The following is an 18,132-nucleotide window of genomic DNA, read 5'->3' as shown; positions in this document are numbered from 1 at the left end:
AAATTAAGAGATTATTAATTATAATTTGAGTAATAATTTATTATGAATCTTTTTTTGAATTTAAATACCCTTCCATATCGCCCTTCTAATATTGATTCAAATCAATTAATTGCTCAATAAGCATCCATTATTATAAAAAGTGGATTGTTTGTGGATTACTTCACCCAATTGGGTGATGATAAACCTATCATTTAATGACTAATATCAACCTTAGATAAACTCAAATGAAGCACCAAAATATATTCGAGTTATCGCTTGCAATAGGTTAAATGGATTGAGTTATGCAGATATCAGAATTGAAGATTCCACTAGAAAATGGACTTAATAAATCCCCGTCTGAATTCGAAGAAGCGATAAGAAATGGATTAACTACACTTGGAATTGAGCATGTCACATTAGTTATCTCATCAAAACCAGACTTCCCAGCCTTCAAATATATTGATGGTTTGTCAGATGGAGTCTCGCTGACAGAGGTAATCACAGACAATCTAGATGATTATCTCATGTTGATTTCAAAGAGCCGTAAAGGAAAAATTCATCACAAGCTAGATGACATAATGGACAATAGAATATTGGGTCATGACAAGCTCCCTGTCGCCCAAGATTATCTGAATTTCTATAGTATTTCTGAAAATCTACTTTACGAACATGGAATATCAATAATGTTTCATAGTGTCGATGAACTCCGGATTGATGAATTACGCCAGTTAAAATCAATATGTGACATTGCCATCGCTTGGGCAAATTCATGGGTCGCCCACCGTACTATGGTCTCACATTGGCGTAAATATTCTGAGCCAAAAACGGCCAACACGAGCCCGTCTTTGACTAAGTCAGAACTTGATGTGCTTGATCTACTGACTAAAGGATTGAACGGTACTGAGATCGCACAAACCCGTGATGTATCAAAAGAAACGGTTCGCAGTCAGATCAAGAGTATCCTGCACAAAACACAATGTAAAAACCAAAACCAACTGATCTCTCGATTTGGACAAGGGCAGTGGCTCATCAGCCCACCAATACGCTCTGCTTACACCTAATTCGCTTCTGCCGCCAAGGAAGGCTCAAAGTATGCAAAATAATCGACCAGCACCTTACACATGCTTGATCACTCGCAGCAACACCTTGTCGCGAGTGATCAGAGATTTATTGAAACTTTCTTTCCCACTCAATCAATTTCAAGTTATCGAATCTTATTCTGAACTTGACCCTGAGTATAAAGGCGTTGTGCTTTTAGACAGAAGTACGATACCGATGCCAGACAAGTGTGGTGTTTCAATTATCAATAGAAAAGATAAGTGGATCGCCATCAATATTAAATGCAGCGCTTGTTACGATTACCTAAAATTTGGCTTTTTTGGCCAAATAGAAGTGAATCATTTTGAATTTATTCCAAAAGCCATTAAATCTGTTCAAGAGGGAGAGCTTTGGTTCCCTAGACATATTATGGAAAGCTTTATTATTGACCTTTGTATCAGTAGCGTTTCTAAGAAATCCTATTCCATCACAGAAAAAGTAACATCAAAGTTTTTTTTAACAAAGAAAGAGCAAAGAGTCTTTGAATTAATGATTCAAGGTTTTTCAAACATACAAATAGCAAACGACACAAATGTCAGTATAAACACAGTAAAAACACACGCTTACAATGTGATGTCCAAGTTGAATGTACATTCTCGACATGAACTATTTGCTAAAGCTCATGAATTAACCGTTTAAAATTAGCACTCTTTTCATACTTATTTATTCAATATATCACCCCTCGTTGCGAGGTGTATTTTTTAAATCCTAATTACTATGTATTTGTTGTCGGGAATAACAAGAGTAATGAGGGAACAATTATGAAAAAATTAATATTAGCGGTAGCAGTAGCCGGTGTGATGTTCAGTGTAAATAGTTTCGCTGTTGGTGGTGGTCCAGGTGGAACCAAGTTAGAAGCTAATGTGGTTCAATTTGGAGGAGCAACCAATGCTCTTCTGACCAATGCAACGAACACTGATGGCGCACACATTCGCATGGAAGGCACGATTCCACAACGTTGTGTGCTCAACTTGAAATCAGCACAAGCCGGAGAGTTTGTTAATGGTGATATCCACCTAACGAACATGCTGGCAGATAGCAAAAATTTGGTCTCAGGGCTAACAGCCAGTAAACCAATTGCAAGTCTTCGTGCCTGGTGTAACTACGGGAAATCAATGGAAGTCGATATGACTGCCACACCTTTCAAAATGACTCGTTTCGGCATGGCCATTGGTAAAGAACGTATCGATTACACATTACAAGCAAATCAAACCGACATTTTCGATACAAGCAATGCAAGTGATGGTTTGTTTGGTCATACGACAGGTAACTTCCAAGTTAAATGGAGTGGTGAACACCAAAAAGCAAGAATTGCAGAAGTTCCTCTTAGTATCACAACAGAGGGTGCAGCTTTAGCAAGAGCCGGTAATTATCGCTCTACAGTGTATGTGAAACTCCAAGCGAAAACTTGTCACCACATGTGTGGATTTTAGCTCATAAATTAGAGCCCACAAACGTGGGCTCATTTTACCAAGGAAGGGTTTTATGAAAAACATTACTTTATTTATCAGTCTGCTACTCTTCCACGCCGTCGCTTTCAGCTACGAAATTACCCCTATGTATCAAGAAATGAACGAATTTGGAGGAAAGGCTCTCTCAAGCTATACGATCAATAACCCTCAAGACCGTTCACTCCCAATTGAAGTTGTAGTGTATGACGTAAGTTACGATGAAACCGGAGAGGTACTAACACTTAATGAAGACAGTTTTCTCATTTTGCCTCCTCAAATAATGGTAGACCCACAAAGTTCTCAAAAGATTCGGGTGCGCTATATCCCTAGCGATACTCTCACAATGACCAAACTGTACCGCATTGAATTCAACGAACTAGAAGTCGAAGGGCCTGAAGATAGTGACAGTAAAATAAGAACACTGCTTAGTTTTTCGACCTTAGCTTTTGTATCTCCGAACTCAATAAAGCCCACTATGAAGTCCTCGATTAAAGATAGAAACATAGTGGTAGAAAACACAAGCCAAGTTCTAGTGAACTTGCTTCATTCCGTATTCGAACTTCAAACTAACGGCGAGAAAAAAGACCTACCGTGGAGCCAGATTGACACTAAGACAAGTGGTTACTTAATGCCTGGTGCCACCGCTTATTATCCTATTCCAAACGAATTCAAAAAAGTCACTGGTATTGCCATAAAACAAAATAATTAACACTGAACCACCTGCTTCTACACGAGCTTTATTGGGAGGTAACATGAGCCGATATTACACAGTTCTTCTGTGCGTCTCTCTATGCTTGCTAGCCCAACCTCACGCCTATTCCGCGGATTGGTTATTTCCATTCCCAATCAACTATTTAGGCTCAACAGTGGGCGATATTGATGCGTTCTCTGATGGTAAAACGATCTCCAAGGTTCATACCATTCAACTGAATACACTGATTGGTTCAGCGCTTACAAGTGAAGTATCAGGTAAATTATCTTCGTACAAAGATACCTTTATTTCAGTGGAAACATTGAAAGAGTGGGGTGTGTTGCTCTCCTTTTCATCCTCTGACATGTCTATCTCATTATCTTTCGTTCAAGATGCACGAAAAGAGCAAGCGCTAAGTTTCAGCGCACCTTACTCTCCTCCTATTTATTCCACATCAGCCTTTTTCACCAACATCAATAACTTTAACTTTGGCCTATCTGATACACGAGGAGTTGAGACTCAAAATGAAGAACAAAAGTGGAATATAGAGTGGATCTCCACAGGAAACTTTGCTGGTGCGCGGGGAGTTAACTATAAACTGTCAGGCTATTTTGATGATGGCACCAGTGAGGAACAAACTTTTTATCGTGGCGATATATCGGCCTTTATCGACCGTGCAGAAACCCCTTATCGAGTCACTTTTGGCGACCAAGTTAACAGTACTTCAGGCCACCTACCTAGCCAACAATTTGGCGGAATCGGGTTTGAACGTAATTACTCAGCATTACAACCGAATCGCAGTATTCAGGTAGGAGGCACTCAAGCCTTAGTGCTTGAAGAGTCTGCCGACATCGAACTGTACATTAATGGTTCCTACGTGACAGAGTTTCGACTTCCACCTGGACGTTATATGCTCGATAACTTGCCACTGTCTTCAGGTAGTAATGACGTTCGTTTAGATATTGAATATCAATCGGGAAGACGAGACTCCATTCTCTACAGCGTATTCTACAACTCTAAACTGCTCAAAGAGGGAATATCCGACTTTGGCGTGTATTTGGGTGCTCCTTCAGAAATAAAAGACAGTCACTATAGGTACGATACCGAAAGCTTAATCACCAGTGCCTATTATGACTATGGCTTAACCGAATACTTAACGCTTGGGTTGAATGGCTTTTATCATAAAGATGGATTCATACTAGGGGGGATCTCCACTTTTGGCACCCCCACCGGTAATATTGGCTTTCGACTATCAGGCAGCCAGTCGAGTGAATATGATGAAACCGGTTATATCGCAAGCATCGATTATGCCGCCTCGCTCTGGGATCAAAACAATTACAGCGCCCCCAACTTACGTATCGCGCTTGAATCTTACGATACCTATTCCTATCAACCTTGGACGGAAGAAGGAACGACAGGCCATTCAGCAGCAGTCAGCTATACCTTAGGCATTACCGATGATGTTTACTTATCGCTCTCATATAACCTTGATAAGCAGAGTGGTTACGATACGGAATGGAGTGCAGAAGCCTCAACGTCTTGGTCTTACTCCAATGTAGTGGTCGGTTTAGGTGTTACTCATGAAGAAGACCCAAATGAGGGCATTTCGAACACAGAGGGTATTGTATCTGTTGATTGGACATGGAGTTCTGATGACGGGCAATACACCGCAGATGCCGGATACGCCAGCGATACTGAGATCTTACGAGCAAGCTTTAGTAAGCCGAGTAAAAATCAAGTTGGCCAATATGGCTATTCTCTATCTGCTGATGTCGAATCGAATCAAGGACAGTATCAATTACGTGGTGACTACATAGGCAACCGGGTTCGATATGATGGAGACATCAATTATTACAACTCGAACAGTACCGAAGACACCGTGGTCACCTCGTTTAGACCCAGTACAGCATTCACAATTAGTGACAGCAATCTCTCTTGGTCACGCCCAATATATGGTGCGGCGGCTGTGGTGCAAGTTCATGAAAGTTTAGAGTCGGACGCCCTAATAAACAGCGATGAAGACGCGTACGCAGAAGCGATTTCTCAGCAAGGTTACCCCAATGCTATCAGCCTCTCTACAGCCCACATCACTCAGAGCTTTACTGTAGATGCGCCAAACGCACCTGTTGGTTATGACATCGGCAATTATCTGTACAACATCACCCCAGGCGCTTATACCAGTCATCTCATCACCGTTGGGTCCAATAAATCTAAAACCATAATAGGCAAATTACTATTAGCTAACGGTCAACCGCTTGCGTTAACTCAAGGCTATTTAACCGATCTCGATGACACATCTTATCCATTCTTCACCAACAAAGGCGGAAGATTCGTTATTGAAGGAATAGGCAGCGGTGATTATCGAATCGAAACGATCAACTCCAACGCAACGGGGATCATCAGCATCCCTGAATCAGACGATAACCTGTTGAGACTTTCTGATATTCAACTAGAACAAGGAGCAAACAATGTTCAAAGTAACTCCAATGAAAAAAACTAATTGGCTGCTCACATTATGCATTCTCTGGCTGCCTTCACCATTACTAGCACAGAGTTGCAACGGAGTATGGAGCTTAACCCAACTTAACAATGGTCCGATTGAGTTTGATAAATCGGGATTTGCGAAAATTCAATACGAGCTCAAAAAGCTACGCTCTCAAAGCGGCGAATGTTCATTAAGGTCGGTTCGACTAAAAATTCTCAATACGTTGGACAAAAATGGACCTTATTTCGTCAACCAAAGCCAAACAATGCTTACTTATGATCCCAAAGAGCGAGAGTACTTGCTATACGCAAAATACAATTCTCCGGTCCGTTTTTACTTGGTCGATCCGAGAGCAAAAATTAACTACGCTGCAAAATACACTGTGCCTTTTATTGCCAAGCTCAAGTATGAAGACAACCCTGTATCAACACTAACAAGTACCGCAACTTACAAGATAAAGTCTTTCGTTACTTTTGATTGGTCTGGCCATGGAAGCAACATTCACCGCTCAGCAACAGGATACAGTTGGCAACTCGGTGAACTTCATAGTGGTAAGCGTTATCAAGCAGATTTTATGATCCGTTCTAATTCTCTAACAGAGCTTTGGGTTAAATCTCGACACGGCAAACTGATCAATACCCAGAACCCGGATTGGACGATTACCTATCAACTGACCGTGAATGGGATAGAAGTGTCCAGATTGCACCGCATGACTCCCATAAAAAACTATAGTCGCGGCCAGCACACCATTCCTTTTTTACTCTCGATCACTGACAACACCAACCTGTCACGAGCGGGAAGTTACCGCGATGAATTATATATCCAAGTAAAAGCAATAGATCCTATTTTCTGAAGTAGCGCTGTGACATTTTAACAAAGGTACACCAATATGAATGCTATCAATTTAGCAATGAAACAAAGACATTGGGTCATGGCCTGCTTCGCTTTGGTCATCCTTTGTATTCATATTGGTGAAATCCGTAGAACCATCCATTTTGTTGAGAAAGATCAAACTCACCGAAGCGATCTCATTCAAACGCTGGTTCAAAGTAATGTCGTGCGAACACTGAATATTTTAGGTACTTCTTTAAACTCAGAAGCAACAAATGCCAACAGACCCAATGTGGGTGGCGTTTATTATCAGCCTACGCGACCTTTCTCAAATTCTGACATTCAAGGCATCGCAGAACGATTCAATATCAGTACATCGTCACCTCAATTTCTTGCCATGAAAAACGGAAAAACGACACTTTGGGGATTTAATTTCAATCATCCAAAACCTCATATCAATTTAATAGCAGGGTTCGTGTCGCAGCGGACATCCCTATACCACGAGGCGAATGTCGATCTGCAACATTACTTCCCAGAAATCAACGGCACGGCCAACACGCTTCTTTTTATAAGAGACAATCAACATCAATACTTTATGCCTTCTGGAGAAAAGATAAATCTAGACTTATCGAACACGCACGCCTTACAACCTCCAGAAGACACCGCTTTCTATGTAAACAAAGTGGAACTACTGGACGTCATATTTTTCCAATTAAACAATGACAATTCTCGATACTTTCATCTTGTTGAAGTTCCGTTACCACAACTTCGTGCGACCCTTTTTATCTTTGATAATATGACCAGTTCTGTGGCTGAAATAAAGGGAGTGATTCAAAGCTTTGTTGAGGTCATCGCATTGTTAGGGATAGGCTATGTGTTACTGATCGCTTTTTCTCATTATCAATATCGAACCTCAATTGCTTTGGAATCAGATGCATTAACAGGGTTGAAGAACCGCTCTTACTTAGAAAGTGCAAACTCACGCATTCGCGATGCTGGAACGAGCAAAAACAACCGATGTATCGGAGTTATTGCCATTGATCTCGACCATTTTAAACTGATCAACGACAACTACGGACACCATATCGGCGACAACGTGTTAGTTCGGGTAAGCGAGATATTATTAGAAAATGTAAGAAACAACGATGAGTGTTATCGTATCGGTGGAGATGAATTCATCGTCATTCTCAAAACAGAAAGTCAGTCCGATATCATCAAGTTAGCAGATAGAATTCGAGATAAAATCGCCTACGACCCACAGCTCAGAAGTATGATTAAAGGAGGAGTATCAGCTTCGCTTGGGCTTGTGGATTTATCGACTGGGCAATCGATTGAAGAGGCCATTATTTCCGCTGACGAGATGTTGTATCAAGCGAAAAACCAAGGGCGCAATTTGGTTCAAAGCTCCCTTATCTGAAAGAAAACGAATTTTCCTGTTCGCTGCAACCGCAACCGCAACCGCAATTGTGAACAGGAAAAGAATAGCCAATCAACCAACGAAGAAAGCTGGGCTTACAAAAATAACATTAGTTTACTACAACTCAGAGATCGAAAGCCGCTCAAAAATGCAGTGGCGTCAATTAATCATTATCAATCGATTTTAGTACTTTACATGGGTTACCTACGGCAACCACATTCGCTGGGATGTTTTTAGTTACCACACTGCCCGCACCAATCACGCTGCTCTTGCCAATGGTTACTCCTGGGCAAACAATCACACCACCGCCAAGCCAAACATTATCACCAACGTTAATCGGAGTGCCGAACTCCACGCCCTCTTCAACGCGGCCTTTCACATCGAGTGGGTGACCTGCGGTAAGAATTTGAACGTTCGGACCAAGCAGTACATTGTCACCAATGGTCACTTCAGCGACATCCAAAATCACACAGTTAAAGTTAGCGTAGAAGTTCTTACCCAGCTTGATGTTCGAGCCGTAGTCACAACGAAATGGGGGTTCTAAATGCGCGTTCTCACAGCCCGGAATAAGCTCTTGGGTTGCCGCTTTCCACTCGGGTGTATCAGGAATACTATTGTTGAGTTTTTGAAGCACCTTACGACATTCGATACGTTCTGAATAAAGCGCCTTATCCCAAGCTTGATAAGGTTCACCTGCTAACATCTTTTGCTTTTCTGTTCTCACGTTACTTACCTGTTTTCACATAACTTAGCTATTTTCATATTACTAAACTGCTTTTACATTACTTAACTAATGATGGTCAATTCATCGACCAAAAAACGCAATATCGCACATCTAAATAACAGTGAATAAAGAGTCTTTTCGCTTGATTTAATAGATGCGCAGCTCATCATTTTTTGTAGGTGGAATATGAAATTCAATCAGTACTAATTTAGCTTCGCTATCGAATCACGCAACACCAAGTTTCCAGTAGTACAAACCGATTCAGCTTGTTCGATAGCTCCAACAATTTTCAAGATAGCCTTTAGGGTCATTTGTTCTAACGGCACACTTACAGACGTGAGGCTTGGCGTTAAAAACTTACCCACTTTGCTGTTATCAAAACCGACGATAGAAACATCTTGGGGTAATGAATAACCTAGCTCGGTTAATGCCTTAATAGCCCCAATCGCCATATCATCGTTTCCGGATAAAATAGCGGTGAACGTGGCTTTGTTTTTTGCTAAAACCTGAGCGGCGTGATAACCGCTCTCCATCGTCCATTCGCCCTGAATAACTTTAGACTCATCCAATGTAATACCATGTTTAGTTAACACGTCTTGATAGGCTTGGTAACGCAGCGCACCGGTCGAAGAACCTGCTTTGCCACGAATCACGGCAATATCGGTATGCCCCTGTTCGATGATGTGTTCAACCATCAAACGAGCGCTCTGATAATGGTCTGTGGTAATGGCATTATTGGGCTTCGACGGCATTTCTCGGTTGAGCACCAGAATCGGTGTGTCAGTGCTTTCTATGAGCTTAGCAATCTCATTTTCGGTTAAGCACTGCGGATAAATGATGATGCCCGCACACTTCATATCTAGCAGGAAATTGATCGCCTTTATTTCGTCTTCAGCGCTGTGTTTGCCATCGGTGATCACCAATTGGTGATTCGATTTTTCACTATAAGACGCAGCGTGATACATCAAGGAGGAAAAGTACGGGCCATTGAACAACTCATTGGTGATAACGAAACCGATGAAGTTAGTCTTCTTAGTCGCCAATTGCTGAGCCAACAAATTCGGTCGATAACCCGTTTCTTGTATCGCATCGAATACCTTTTTCACCACATCTGGGCGCACAATGTTCTTCCCATTTAAGACACGAGAAACTGTCGATTTAGATACGCCTGCACGGTTCGCGACATCAAGCATGGTTACCATTGGCTTCTTTTCCTTTATAAAAAATTAGCCGACATAAGCCGGCTAATTCATTGTTAACTAACTATTATGCAGTTTACAAACCACATAACAGTAAGGCGAATCGCATTCTAAATAGTGGCACCGTTAGATGCAATCACACCTTTATACCACTCAAACGACTTCTTGCGTTTGCGTTCCAATGAACCAGATTGGTCATTGTGCTTATCTACGTAAATGAATCCGTAGCGTTTTTTCATCTCACCTGTGGTAAACGACACCAAATCGATACAGCCCCAAGGGGTATAACCCATGAGATCAACGCCATCAATCGCAACCGCTTTTTTCATCTCTTTGATGTGGTCGCAAAGGTAAGCAATACGATAGTCATCATTAATGCTGCCATCTTCTTCAATGGTATCAACAGCGCCAAAACCATTCTCAACGATGAACAATGGCACTTCATAACGTTCATACAGAGAAGCTAAACAGAAACGTAAACCCGTTGGATCAATTGGCCAGCCCCAATCGCTAGACTGGATGAACGGGTTATCGACCGAGTTTTCATGACCGCCGTCCATTGCCTCTTCTGTGGATTGATGAGAAGAAGAATCTAAAGTATTCGACATGTAGTAGCTAAAGCCTAAATAGTCCGCTTTACCCTCTTTTAAGATCTGTTCATCTTCTGGCTGCATATCAATGTTGAAGCCCTTGATTGCCCAATCGCGTTTTGCGTAACTTGGGTAGTGGCCGCGAACCATCACATCCGAGAAGAAGTAACGATCACGCATCGCTTGCTGCGCCAGCATAATGTCTTCCGGCTTTGACGAGCGAGGGTAAAAAGGCACCATCGCACACATCGCACCGATTTGCAGATCTGGGTTGATCTCGTGACCTTTCTTAACCACCAAAGCACTCGCCACAAACTGGTGGTGAACCGCTTGATACATGGCTTGTTGAGGCTTTTCGCATTGTGGAAACTTCACGCCAGAGCACAACCAACCGAAGATGTCTGCCGAGGTGTTCATCTGGTTGTTGATCTCATTAAACGTCATCCAATACTTCACTTTGTGCTGGTAGCGATCCATCACTGTGGTCGAGTACTTAACGAAGAAGTCGATCACTTTACGGTTCATCCAACCGCCGTATTCTTTGGCTAGGTGATAAGGCATTTCAAAATGGCTCAGTGTTACCACTGGCTGAATGCCGTATTTCAGTAGTTCATCAAACAGATCATCGTAAAACGCTAAACCCGCTTCACAGGGTTCTGATTCATCGCCATTTGGGAAAATGCGTGTCCACGCAATACTGGTTCTGAAACACTTAAAACCCATCTCAGCGAATAACTTAATGTCTTCTTTGTAACGATGGTAGAAATCCACTGCGACTTGGTTTGGATAATTTTCGCCATCAATCACACCATCGGTAATTCGACGTTGTACACCATGAGCGCCTGCTGTTAATACATCAACAACACTGACACCTTTACCATTCGCATCCCAGCCACCTTCTAGCTGATGCGCCGCAACTGCACCGCCCCATAAAAAATCGTTTGGAAATTCGTTGTTCATACCATTACTCGCTACAAGTTATTCGTGAAACAGATCAGGATTAGAGAGCCTATTGCAGCCCTGAAACCGATTTCAACATAGAACAAAGATACACCCTGAAACCGGTTTCAACAATAATTAATGGATCTTTTTTTGATCGAACTAAAGACTAATCAAAAGTCAGCGTTACAATCAATGCTGCTCAAAATACTGATCATGCTGTGATTTGCCAAATTGGTCTTGAGTTCCTGGGTAGAACTGAACGAGCGTCTGATCCTCTAGTGTGAGGTGAATCCAACCCTCCTTAACTCTCAGCCAATTGGTGCCGCTGGTCTCATAGACGACAGGAAAGTTGCCCCAGCCTGACTCTGATACCTGCAGCTCTTTAAAGCGGTTAATCGGGGTTAGCTTATTGCTGTCGAAATTTGCGTCGGCATAGACTGATAATGGCTCGATGGCATCGATTAGCTTAAACGTATAACAGCTCACAGAGGCTGAAGTGCGATCAAACCACTGGTAAGGTTGCGCACCGATTAAATCGTAGACCGTACAATCATTGAATTGAATCGCCCACTCTTGGTGAGCTTTAAAGCCAAGGTAACCAATGGGTTGTGACGAGTCAGGCTTCGCACCTGGCTTCTTCTCATACACCAGAGCTGAGGTAACACATCCCATAAGCCCAAGACTAAAAAGGAAAGTCAAAGTACGCTTCATCATTGTAATACCTCAGTTCCGTTAGTGAATTAAACGCTATTCAAGCGCCTTCTATTAAACGGTAAGCTCCAAGCGATTACCATCCGGATCGAGTACACAGCTCTCATAATAGCCATCACCTGTTCTTCTTGGGCCATCTAAGCGCTCATAGCCATCTTCGACCAAACTTTGAGTCAGTGCATCGACCGCTTGTTCAGACCCTAGTGAAATCGCCATATGAATGAAGCCTGTGAACTGATCATAGATGTCGTCTTTCGATTCAGGGACAGAATCCATTTCCATAATCTCTAAACGACTTCCAGTTTCAAATGAGAGGAAGTAGGAAGAAAACCCTTTAGTTGGGTTGTGATATTTTGAGTTCGATGTCGCGCCAAAATAATCTTCATAAAATAGCTTCAGAACTTCAAGTTGTTTGGTCCAAATTGCGATGTGTTCAATCTTCATTTTGTTTGCCTAAGTTTGATGTCTAACGCTAGATTACTCATCAAATAAGGAACTATAAACAGAACGAAATTCATCGAAATTGTTCCTGATTAACGGACTCGATTTTATGTCCATAACTGCACAGTATTGGTATCTATGTTTGTGTAATAGTTATCTTTCCTCCATAGTCGGGTTTTACACATTCTGAGATATAAGCCGTGAACTTTCTAAAATTAATAACTCTCGCTGCGATATGGGGCGGTTCGTTTCTGTTCATGAGAATTGCCGCTAATCCATTGGGCCCAGCAGTGTTAATTGAAGCAAGAGTACTGTTTGCAGCAATCACGCTAATGTTGGTGTCTTTGTATTTAAGAAAAAAGCTGACGTTCAACACTCATGCTAAACACTTCTTTATTCTTGGGCTGTTTAATACCGCAGTTCCCTTTTTACTGTTCGCTTATGCCGCGCAAACACTTAACGCTTCGACCCTAGCCATCTTGAATTCTACCGCGCCAATATGGGCGGCAATCATTGGTGCGATATGGACTAAAACAGCACTCGAGGCGAGAGTTCTAGTAGGACTTGGGATTGGGGTAGCGGGAGTAGGAGTACTCGTTGGTTGGGATGCGATAAACATTGGCCATGAGGCTGTACTTCCGATTTGTGCTGCGGTGATGGCCGCGTTTAGCTACGGAATAGCTTCAAACTATACCAAACAAGCACCTAAAGTTGAGGCATTCAATAATGCTCATGGCAGCATGTGGGCTGCGGTATTGATCGTGTTGCCGTTCATCTTTTTCATTCCTATGAGAGAGGCTCCGGATCTAACTATTACCACATCGGTTATCTTACTGGGCGCGGTGTGTACTGGACTTGCTTACCTGCTTTACTTCAATCTAGTTTCTGAACTCGGCGCACCTTCAGCCCTGTCCGTTACCTTCATCATTCCGGTATTTGGTATTCTCTGGGGTAACTTATTCTTAGGTGAAGCAATTGGCATCAATACGATTACTGGTTCAATTCTGGTAATCACTGGCACCATGTTAGTGACAGGTATGACACCTTCTAAGATGATAGAGAGCGCAAAACAAAAACGTGCTGCGAGAGCTGCTCGCTAATCAGTGACCAATGAACCCATAACACCTCAACAATGCATGCTTGAACCGCTATAAAAGCTAATCGACAACAGATAATTGATCCACGGCTAATCAGCCATGTATTGTTGAATCTTGTTCCTCAACCACTGATGAGCAAGGTTCGACTCCGTTCTTTTATGCCAAATCATATATTGCTGCATCGGCAACACCTCAAACGGTTGCTCAAGTACTTGAAGTTGGAATCGCTCTGCAAGTTGGTTAGCGAAGTCACGAGAAGTACTACCAACACAATCAGAGCCAGAAACTAACACACACATCATCATCAATGAATCACACTCAGAACTCACTTTTCTCGGTTTGATAGCCTGCTTAGTAAAGTAATCTGCAGTGTACAGACGAGAGCGACGCATCCTAAAAGTCACATGCTTTTCATCGTAATATTGAGCTTCAGTGACTGAACCATCAATTCTTGGATGCCCCTGGCGAGCGATCAACACCAACCTATCCTCAATGACTTGCTGATTCATGTACCCATTAACTTGTGGGTAGTGGATATCGATCGCTAAATCTGCTTGCTGCATACTTAAACTCTGAAGCAAATCTTCTTCGTTATTCGGTACCATATTGAACTCAATAGAGATATTTCCAAGAGTATTATCTTTTTCTACAAGAGGTTGAAGCTTGGTTAAACCTATCTCATTAACCAGAATTCGAAACACATGATGTTGTTGATTATCGAACTGTTGCAATGAACTTACAGCGCTTGAGATTCCGTCTAACGCAGGTTCAATTCTAAGTGCTAATTGCGTTGCAGCATTCGTGGGACTGATCCCTCGCCCCTCTCTGATGAAAAGATCGGTGCCTAACTGAGACTGCAATCGCTTGAGTGCGCCACTCACACCCGGCTGTGTCATACCCAGAGACTCAGATGCCAAAGTTATCGACTTCAACCGATACACTTCTAAAAACACATTCAGCAAGTTTAAATCTAACTTTTCAACGTCACTCACAAACGAACTCCTTATTAACAAACCTTTCTATCTGGCTACTGGCTAGAAAATCACACTCTAAATTCTGTTTATCACTAAAGCTTAGCTTATACATAACATTTCGTGATGTATTAACTAAAGTTTACTTTATTTTTTGCTATGTTTGACGGCCATATAATCCTCTCAACGAAACAATTCCCCGAATTGAAGAGGCTCTAATGACAACTTCACGCACTTTCAAAAATGCTTCACTGTTCCTTGCAATCTCTCTAGCGTTTCCTGCTATTGCTGCAAATCATGACCATGCACACTTTAGTGACATTGGCGACCAAGGTGGCAAAGACGCGACTAAAATGACAACACAAGCCAACCAAGAATTTGCGAAAACGCTCAACTTCTCAGACACCCGAGCGTTCGACAATAACAACAGAGGTCTAATCGCAAGCTTCGACCAAGAAACAGGCGACATCATCCGTAACAGTTTCAACTTTATCGAACCAAGTGTCACAAACGCAGACAAAGCACCTGATTCAGTTAATCCATCATTATGGCGCCAAGCAGTACTAAACCAAGCAGCTGAAGGTTTGTATGAAGTTGTTCCAGGTAAGGTTTACCAAGTACGAGGTGCAGACTTAGCGTCTATTTCTTTCATCCGCAGTGACAATGGTTGGATCGCCTATGACGTTCTTCTCACCAAAGAAGCAGCCGCTAAATCACTCAAATTCTTCAAGAGCAATGTGCCTGATGGCGGTGAACTGCCTGTTGTCGCAATGATCTACTCACACTCACACGCTGATCACTTTGGTGGCGCAAGAGCGATTAAAGACGCTTACCCAGATGTGAAAGTGTACGGTTCGAAAAATATTACCAAAGAAATCGTAGACGAGAACGTATTGGCAGGTAATGCGATGTCTCGACGTACTGCTTATCAATACGGTGCTACGTTGAACCGACATGAACACGGTATTGTTGATGCGGCATTATCGAAAGGCCTATCAACAGGTAGCATTACTTACGTACTGCCAGACTACGAGCTGAACCATAACGAAGAAATTGAAACGCTAGTTATTGACGGCTTAGAAATGCAATTCATGGATGCATCAGGCACCGAAGCGGCATCAGAAATGGTCACTTACATCCCAAGCATGAAAGCTCTTTGGACAGGCGAACTGACCTACCAAGGCATGCATAACCTGTACACGCTGCGCGGTGCAAAAGTACGTGATGGTTTGAAGTGGTCTAAGAAAATCAACGAGATGCTAGTGACATGGGGCTAAGAAACAGAGGTGCTGTTTGCTTCTCATTCAGCGCCAGTTTGGGGAGAGCAAGAGATCTCTGATTACCTAAAAATGCAGCGTGACGCGTACGGCTTTACTCATAACCAAACACTGCGCCTAGCGAATAATGGGGTGGTTTTACAAGACATCGGTGACGAGATCTACAAAGTGATGCCAGACAGTATTCAACAATCTTGGCACACCAATGGTTACCATGGCACTTACTCGCACAACGCTCGCGCTGTGTATAACATGTATCTTGGCTACTTTGATATGAACCCAGCCAACCTAAACCCGCTGCCGATAGAACCAGAATCGGTGAAGTTTGTTGAGTACATGGGCGGTAGCGACGCTGTGATTGAAAAAGCACAGCAAGATTTCCAAGAAGGTGAATACCGCTTCGTTGCAACAGCACTGAATAAGGTGATTCAAGCTGAACCGGAGAACAAAGTTGCACGTGGCTTATTGGCCGATACTTACGAGCAATTGGGTTATCAATCAGAAGGTGCAGGTTGGAGAAACATCTACCTAACGGGCGCTCAAGAGCTTCGTATTGGCACACAGCCGGGCGCACCAAAAACAGCATCACCGGATGTATTGGCTAACATGACCATTGAGAACTTGTTGGATTACTTAGCGGTAAAAGTGGATTCATTGAAGGCTCAAAACACGCCATTTACGATGAACATTCAGTTACCTGATGTGAAAGAGTTCTACTACGTTGAAATGTCTAACGGTAACCTGAACAACATTCAAGTATCAGACCTACAAGATGCAGATACTACACTGATCATCAACAAATCAGATGTGTCTGACATCGTACTGAAGAGAACGACACTCAATAAGCTGATGGAAGCAAGGCAAGCAGGTGTGAAAGGCGACAAGTCGTCTCTTAACAAACTATTGTCTTCTCTCACTGAAGCTGATACCTCTTTTGAGATTGTGCCTCGCCCGAACAAAGGTGAAGAAGTCGACGCTGAGCTATACCAAGATTCAGCTGTACACGCTCATTAAGGTCTAAATAACAGCATTATAATAACGTCAACGAAGCCAATATAGGCTATCACAAGGCTAATACCGACCAAGCCTCAGCTAATTCATTTAGTTGAGGCTTTCTTATCAAAGAATAAAGCAGTGCTTCATTTCCTATACTTTCCAATCAACTATCATAAAGTAGCAGCACCCAGGCGGTCTCTTTATGGGCCTCTGTATTGTCATATTTCTCACTTACAACACAATTCATACCCTTTCTTAGTCCCAGCATGTGAACCAATAGAAATTTTGTGCGGTCAAACTTTGTTATAAAAGTTGCACGGACAACGTTTCAAAGGAAGAAAGATGCAAAAAAAAATCATGATCACAGGCGCGACAGATGGTATAGGTTTAGAGACAGCAAGAATGTTGGCTCAGCAAGGACACCATATCCTGATTCATGGACGCAACCCTGCGAAACTGAATAAGGTAAAAACCAGTTTATCCAGGCTCTCTAAAAACGCAGTCATCGAAAGTTATATTGCTGATCTATCTTCCCTGGCAGATGTAAAGGAACTCGCACAGCAGATCAACTCAGCGCACAAACAACTTGATGTACTGATTAACAACGCTGGCGTTTATAAGGTAGATAAGATCACAACTCAGGATAATCTAGACGTTCGATTCGTCGTTAACACGATTGCCCCCTACCTACTCACACAATTACTACTTCCACTTTTTGATTCCTCTGGTCGCATCGTCAACTTATCTTCAGCAGCACAGGCCCCTGTAGATCTTGATCTGATGACCAGCTCAAACGCAGGAGAGTTAGATGGCCCTATTTATGCGCAAAGCAAGTTAGCCCTCACAATGTGGTCTATCAGCCTCGCTCACAAAATCGGAGCTAACGGACCATCGATTATTCCTGTCAATCCAGCTTCATTCCTTGGCAGTAAATTAGTCAAAGATGCCTACGGGTTGGAAGGAAATGACCTAGGTATTGGTGCTGACATTTTATCTAGAGCGGCATTGTCTGATGAGTTTTCCAACGCTTCTGGGAAGTATTTTGATAATGACTCAGGGCTATTTAAAGACCCTCACTCTGATGCTTTAGACACAGACAAAAACCACAAACTGGTGACCACCATAGACCAGTTGATTGCAGAACACCTCTACTCTCGCTAGCCAGATACAAGGAGTGTTCCATATTTAGGAGCGCTCCAAAACCCCAAACTCACCGATATCTTGACGAGAGA

At 42.5% G+C, this 18,132-nt stretch carries 15 protein-coding genes and 1 pseudogene; 10 read left to right on the top strand and 6 right to left on the bottom strand.

Features of this window, described 5'->3' with window-relative positions; genetic code table 11:
• Nucleotides 1-281 precede the first annotated feature (281 nt).
• The 7 genes from L8S15_RS03025 (at nucleotide 282) to L8S15_RS02995 (ending at nucleotide 7,952) form a co-directional block, all read left to right on the top strand.
• Complete coding sequence (locus L8S15_RS03025) at nucleotides 282-1,040, top strand: helix-turn-helix transcriptional regulator (RefSeq protein WP_010431830.1); 759 nt, start codon at nucleotides 282-284, stop codon at nucleotides 1,038-1,040.
• A 31-nt stretch (nucleotides 1,041-1,071) separates the two neighbouring features.
• The gene (locus tag L8S15_RS03020) at nucleotides 1,072-1,716 is read left to right on the top strand and encodes a response regulator transcription factor (RefSeq protein WP_010431833.1); all 645 of its coding nucleotides are present in this window, start codon (nucleotides 1,072-1,074) and stop codon (nucleotides 1,714-1,716) included.
• Between the two features lie 122 nt (nucleotides 1,717-1,838).
• Complete coding sequence (locus L8S15_RS03015; protein WP_010431836.1) at nucleotides 1,839-2,510, top strand: hypothetical protein; 672 nt, start codon at nucleotides 1,839-1,841, stop codon at nucleotides 2,508-2,510.
• A gap of 52 nt (nucleotides 2,511-2,562) precedes the next feature.
• Nucleotides 2,563-3,237 (top strand): fimbria/pilus periplasmic chaperone, encoded by a 675-nt coding sequence (locus L8S15_RS03010; RefSeq protein WP_010431845.1) that lies wholly within the window; start codon nucleotides 2,563-2,565, stop codon nucleotides 3,235-3,237.
• A gap of 43 nt (nucleotides 3,238-3,280) precedes the next feature.
• The gene (locus L8S15_RS03005) at nucleotides 3,281-5,719 is read left to right on the top strand and encodes a pilus assembly protein PapC (RefSeq protein WP_280571984.1); all 2,439 of its coding nucleotides are present in this window, start codon (nucleotides 3,281-3,283) and stop codon (nucleotides 5,717-5,719) included.
• A complete protein-coding gene (locus tag L8S15_RS03000) occupies nucleotides 5,688-6,557 on the top strand; it encodes a hypothetical protein (RefSeq protein ID WP_010431851.1) in 870 nt (289 codons plus the stop codon). The genes L8S15_RS03005 and L8S15_RS03000 overlap by 32 nt, the downstream gene beginning before the upstream one ends.
• A 36-nt stretch (nucleotides 6,558-6,593) precedes the next feature.
• Nucleotides 6,594-7,952, top strand: a complete 1,359-nt coding sequence (locus L8S15_RS02995) for a diguanylate cyclase (RefSeq protein ID WP_280571983.1) — start codon at nucleotides 6,594-6,596, stop codon at nucleotides 7,950-7,952.
• A gap of 163 nt (nucleotides 7,953-8,115) precedes the next feature.
• Here L8S15_RS02995 and L8S15_RS02990 read toward each other — a convergent pair whose 3' ends face one another.
• From L8S15_RS02990 to L8S15_RS02970, 5 genes are all read right to left on the bottom strand, one after another.
• The gene (locus L8S15_RS02990) at nucleotides 8,116-8,676 is read right to left on the bottom strand and encodes a sugar O-acetyltransferase (RefSeq protein ID WP_016767351.1); all 561 of its coding nucleotides are present in this window, start codon (nucleotides 8,674-8,676) and stop codon (nucleotides 8,116-8,118) included.
• 203 nt (nucleotides 8,677-8,879) lie between these two features.
• On the bottom strand, nucleotides 8,880-9,878 hold the full coding sequence (locus L8S15_RS02985) for a LacI family DNA-binding transcriptional regulator (protein WP_280571982.1): 999 nt from the start codon (nucleotides 9,876-9,878) through the stop codon (nucleotides 8,880-8,882).
• A gap of 107 nt (nucleotides 9,879-9,985) precedes the next feature.
• Nucleotides 9,986-11,425, bottom strand: coding sequence for a 6-phospho-beta-glucosidase (locus L8S15_RS02980; protein ID WP_010431861.1), 1,440 nt, complete (start codon nucleotides 11,423-11,425; stop codon nucleotides 9,986-9,988).
• 171 nt (nucleotides 11,426-11,596) lie between these two features.
• Nucleotides 11,597-12,121: a hypothetical protein gene (locus tag L8S15_RS02975; RefSeq protein WP_280571981.1), complete on the bottom strand. Its 525-nt coding sequence runs from the start codon at nucleotides 12,119-12,121 to the stop codon at nucleotides 11,597-11,599.
• 51 nt (nucleotides 12,122-12,172) lie between these two features.
• The gene (locus L8S15_RS02970; RefSeq protein WP_010431863.1) at nucleotides 12,173-12,562 is read right to left on the bottom strand and encodes a VOC family protein; all 390 of its coding nucleotides are present in this window, start codon (nucleotides 12,560-12,562) and stop codon (nucleotides 12,173-12,175) included.
• A gap of 254 nt (nucleotides 12,563-12,816) precedes the next feature.
• On the opposite strand from L8S15_RS02970, the gene L8S15_RS02965 reads away from it, so the two are divergent.
• Nucleotides 12,817-13,659, top strand: a complete 843-nt coding sequence (locus tag L8S15_RS02965) for a DMT family transporter (protein ID WP_010431864.1) — start codon at nucleotides 12,817-12,819, stop codon at nucleotides 13,657-13,659.
• Nucleotides 13,660-13,745: 86 nt separating this feature from the next.
• Here L8S15_RS02965 and L8S15_RS02960 read toward each other — a convergent pair whose 3' ends face one another.
• Nucleotides 13,746-14,648, bottom strand: coding sequence for a LysR family transcriptional regulator (locus L8S15_RS02960; protein ID WP_280571980.1), 903 nt, complete (start codon nucleotides 14,646-14,648; stop codon nucleotides 13,746-13,748).
• A 197-nt stretch (nucleotides 14,649-14,845) separates the two neighbouring features.
• On the opposite strand from L8S15_RS02960, the pseudogene L8S15_RS02955 reads away from it, so the two are divergent.
• Nucleotides 14,846-16,918, top strand: a pseudogene (locus L8S15_RS02955) (alkyl sulfatase dimerization domain-containing protein).
• 324 nt (nucleotides 16,919-17,242) lie between these two features.
• The gene (locus L8S15_RS02950; RefSeq protein ID WP_010431869.1) at nucleotides 17,243-18,061 is read left to right on the top strand and encodes an SDR family NAD(P)-dependent oxidoreductase; all 819 of its coding nucleotides are present in this window, start codon (nucleotides 17,243-17,245) and stop codon (nucleotides 18,059-18,061) included.
• Nucleotides 18,062-18,132 lie beyond the last annotated feature (71 nt).

This window comes from Vibrio sp. S/42/10 (assembly GCF_029890535.1).
Taxonomy (GTDB): Bacteria; Pseudomonadota; Gammaproteobacteria; order Enterobacterales; family Vibrionaceae; genus Vibrio; species Vibrio cyclitrophicus.
The sequence above is the reverse complement of the archived record's forward strand: the minus strand, read 5'-3'. Positions and strand labels throughout refer to the sequence as shown.

Coding starts and splice junctions, on each gene's coding strand:
- L8S15_RS03025 (WP_010431830.1), top strand. CDS start 282: ATGCAGATATCAGAATTGAAGATTCCACTAGAAAATGGACTTAATAAA.
- L8S15_RS03020 (WP_010431833.1), top strand. CDS start 1,072: ATGCAAAATAATCGACCAGCACCTTACACATGCTTGATCACTCGCAGC.
- L8S15_RS03015 (WP_010431836.1), top strand. CDS start 1,839: ATGAAAAAATTAATATTAGCGGTAGCAGTAGCCGGTGTGATGTTCAGT.
- L8S15_RS03010 (WP_010431845.1), top strand. CDS start 2,563: ATGAAAAACATTACTTTATTTATCAGTCTGCTACTCTTCCACGCCGTC.
- L8S15_RS03005 (WP_280571984.1), top strand. CDS start 3,281: ATGAGCCGATATTACACAGTTCTTCTGTGCGTCTCTCTATGCTTGCTA.
- L8S15_RS03000 (WP_010431851.1), top strand. CDS start 5,688: ATGTTCAAAGTAACTCCAATGAAAAAAACTAATTGGCTGCTCACATTA.
- L8S15_RS02995 (WP_280571983.1), top strand. CDS start 6,594: ATGAATGCTATCAATTTAGCAATGAAACAAAGACATTGGGTCATGGCC.
- L8S15_RS02985 (WP_280571982.1), bottom strand. CDS start 9,878: ATGGTAACCATGCTTGATGTCGCGAACCGTGCAGGCGTATCTAAATCG.
- L8S15_RS02980 (WP_010431861.1), bottom strand. CDS start 11,425: ATGAACAACGAATTTCCAAACGATTTTTTATGGGGCGGTGCAGTTGCG.
- L8S15_RS02975 (WP_280571981.1), bottom strand. CDS start 12,121: ATGATGAAGCGTACTTTGACTTTCCTTTTTAGTCTTGGGCTTATGGGA.
- L8S15_RS02970 (WP_010431863.1), bottom strand. CDS start 12,562: ATGAAGATTGAACACATCGCAATTTGGACCAAACAACTTGAAGTTCTG.
- L8S15_RS02965 (WP_010431864.1), top strand. CDS start 12,817: ATGAGAATTGCCGCTAATCCATTGGGCCCAGCAGTGTTAATTGAAGCA.
- L8S15_RS02950 (WP_010431869.1), top strand. CDS start 17,243: ATGCAAAAAAAAATCATGATCACAGGCGCGACAGATGGTATAGGTTTA.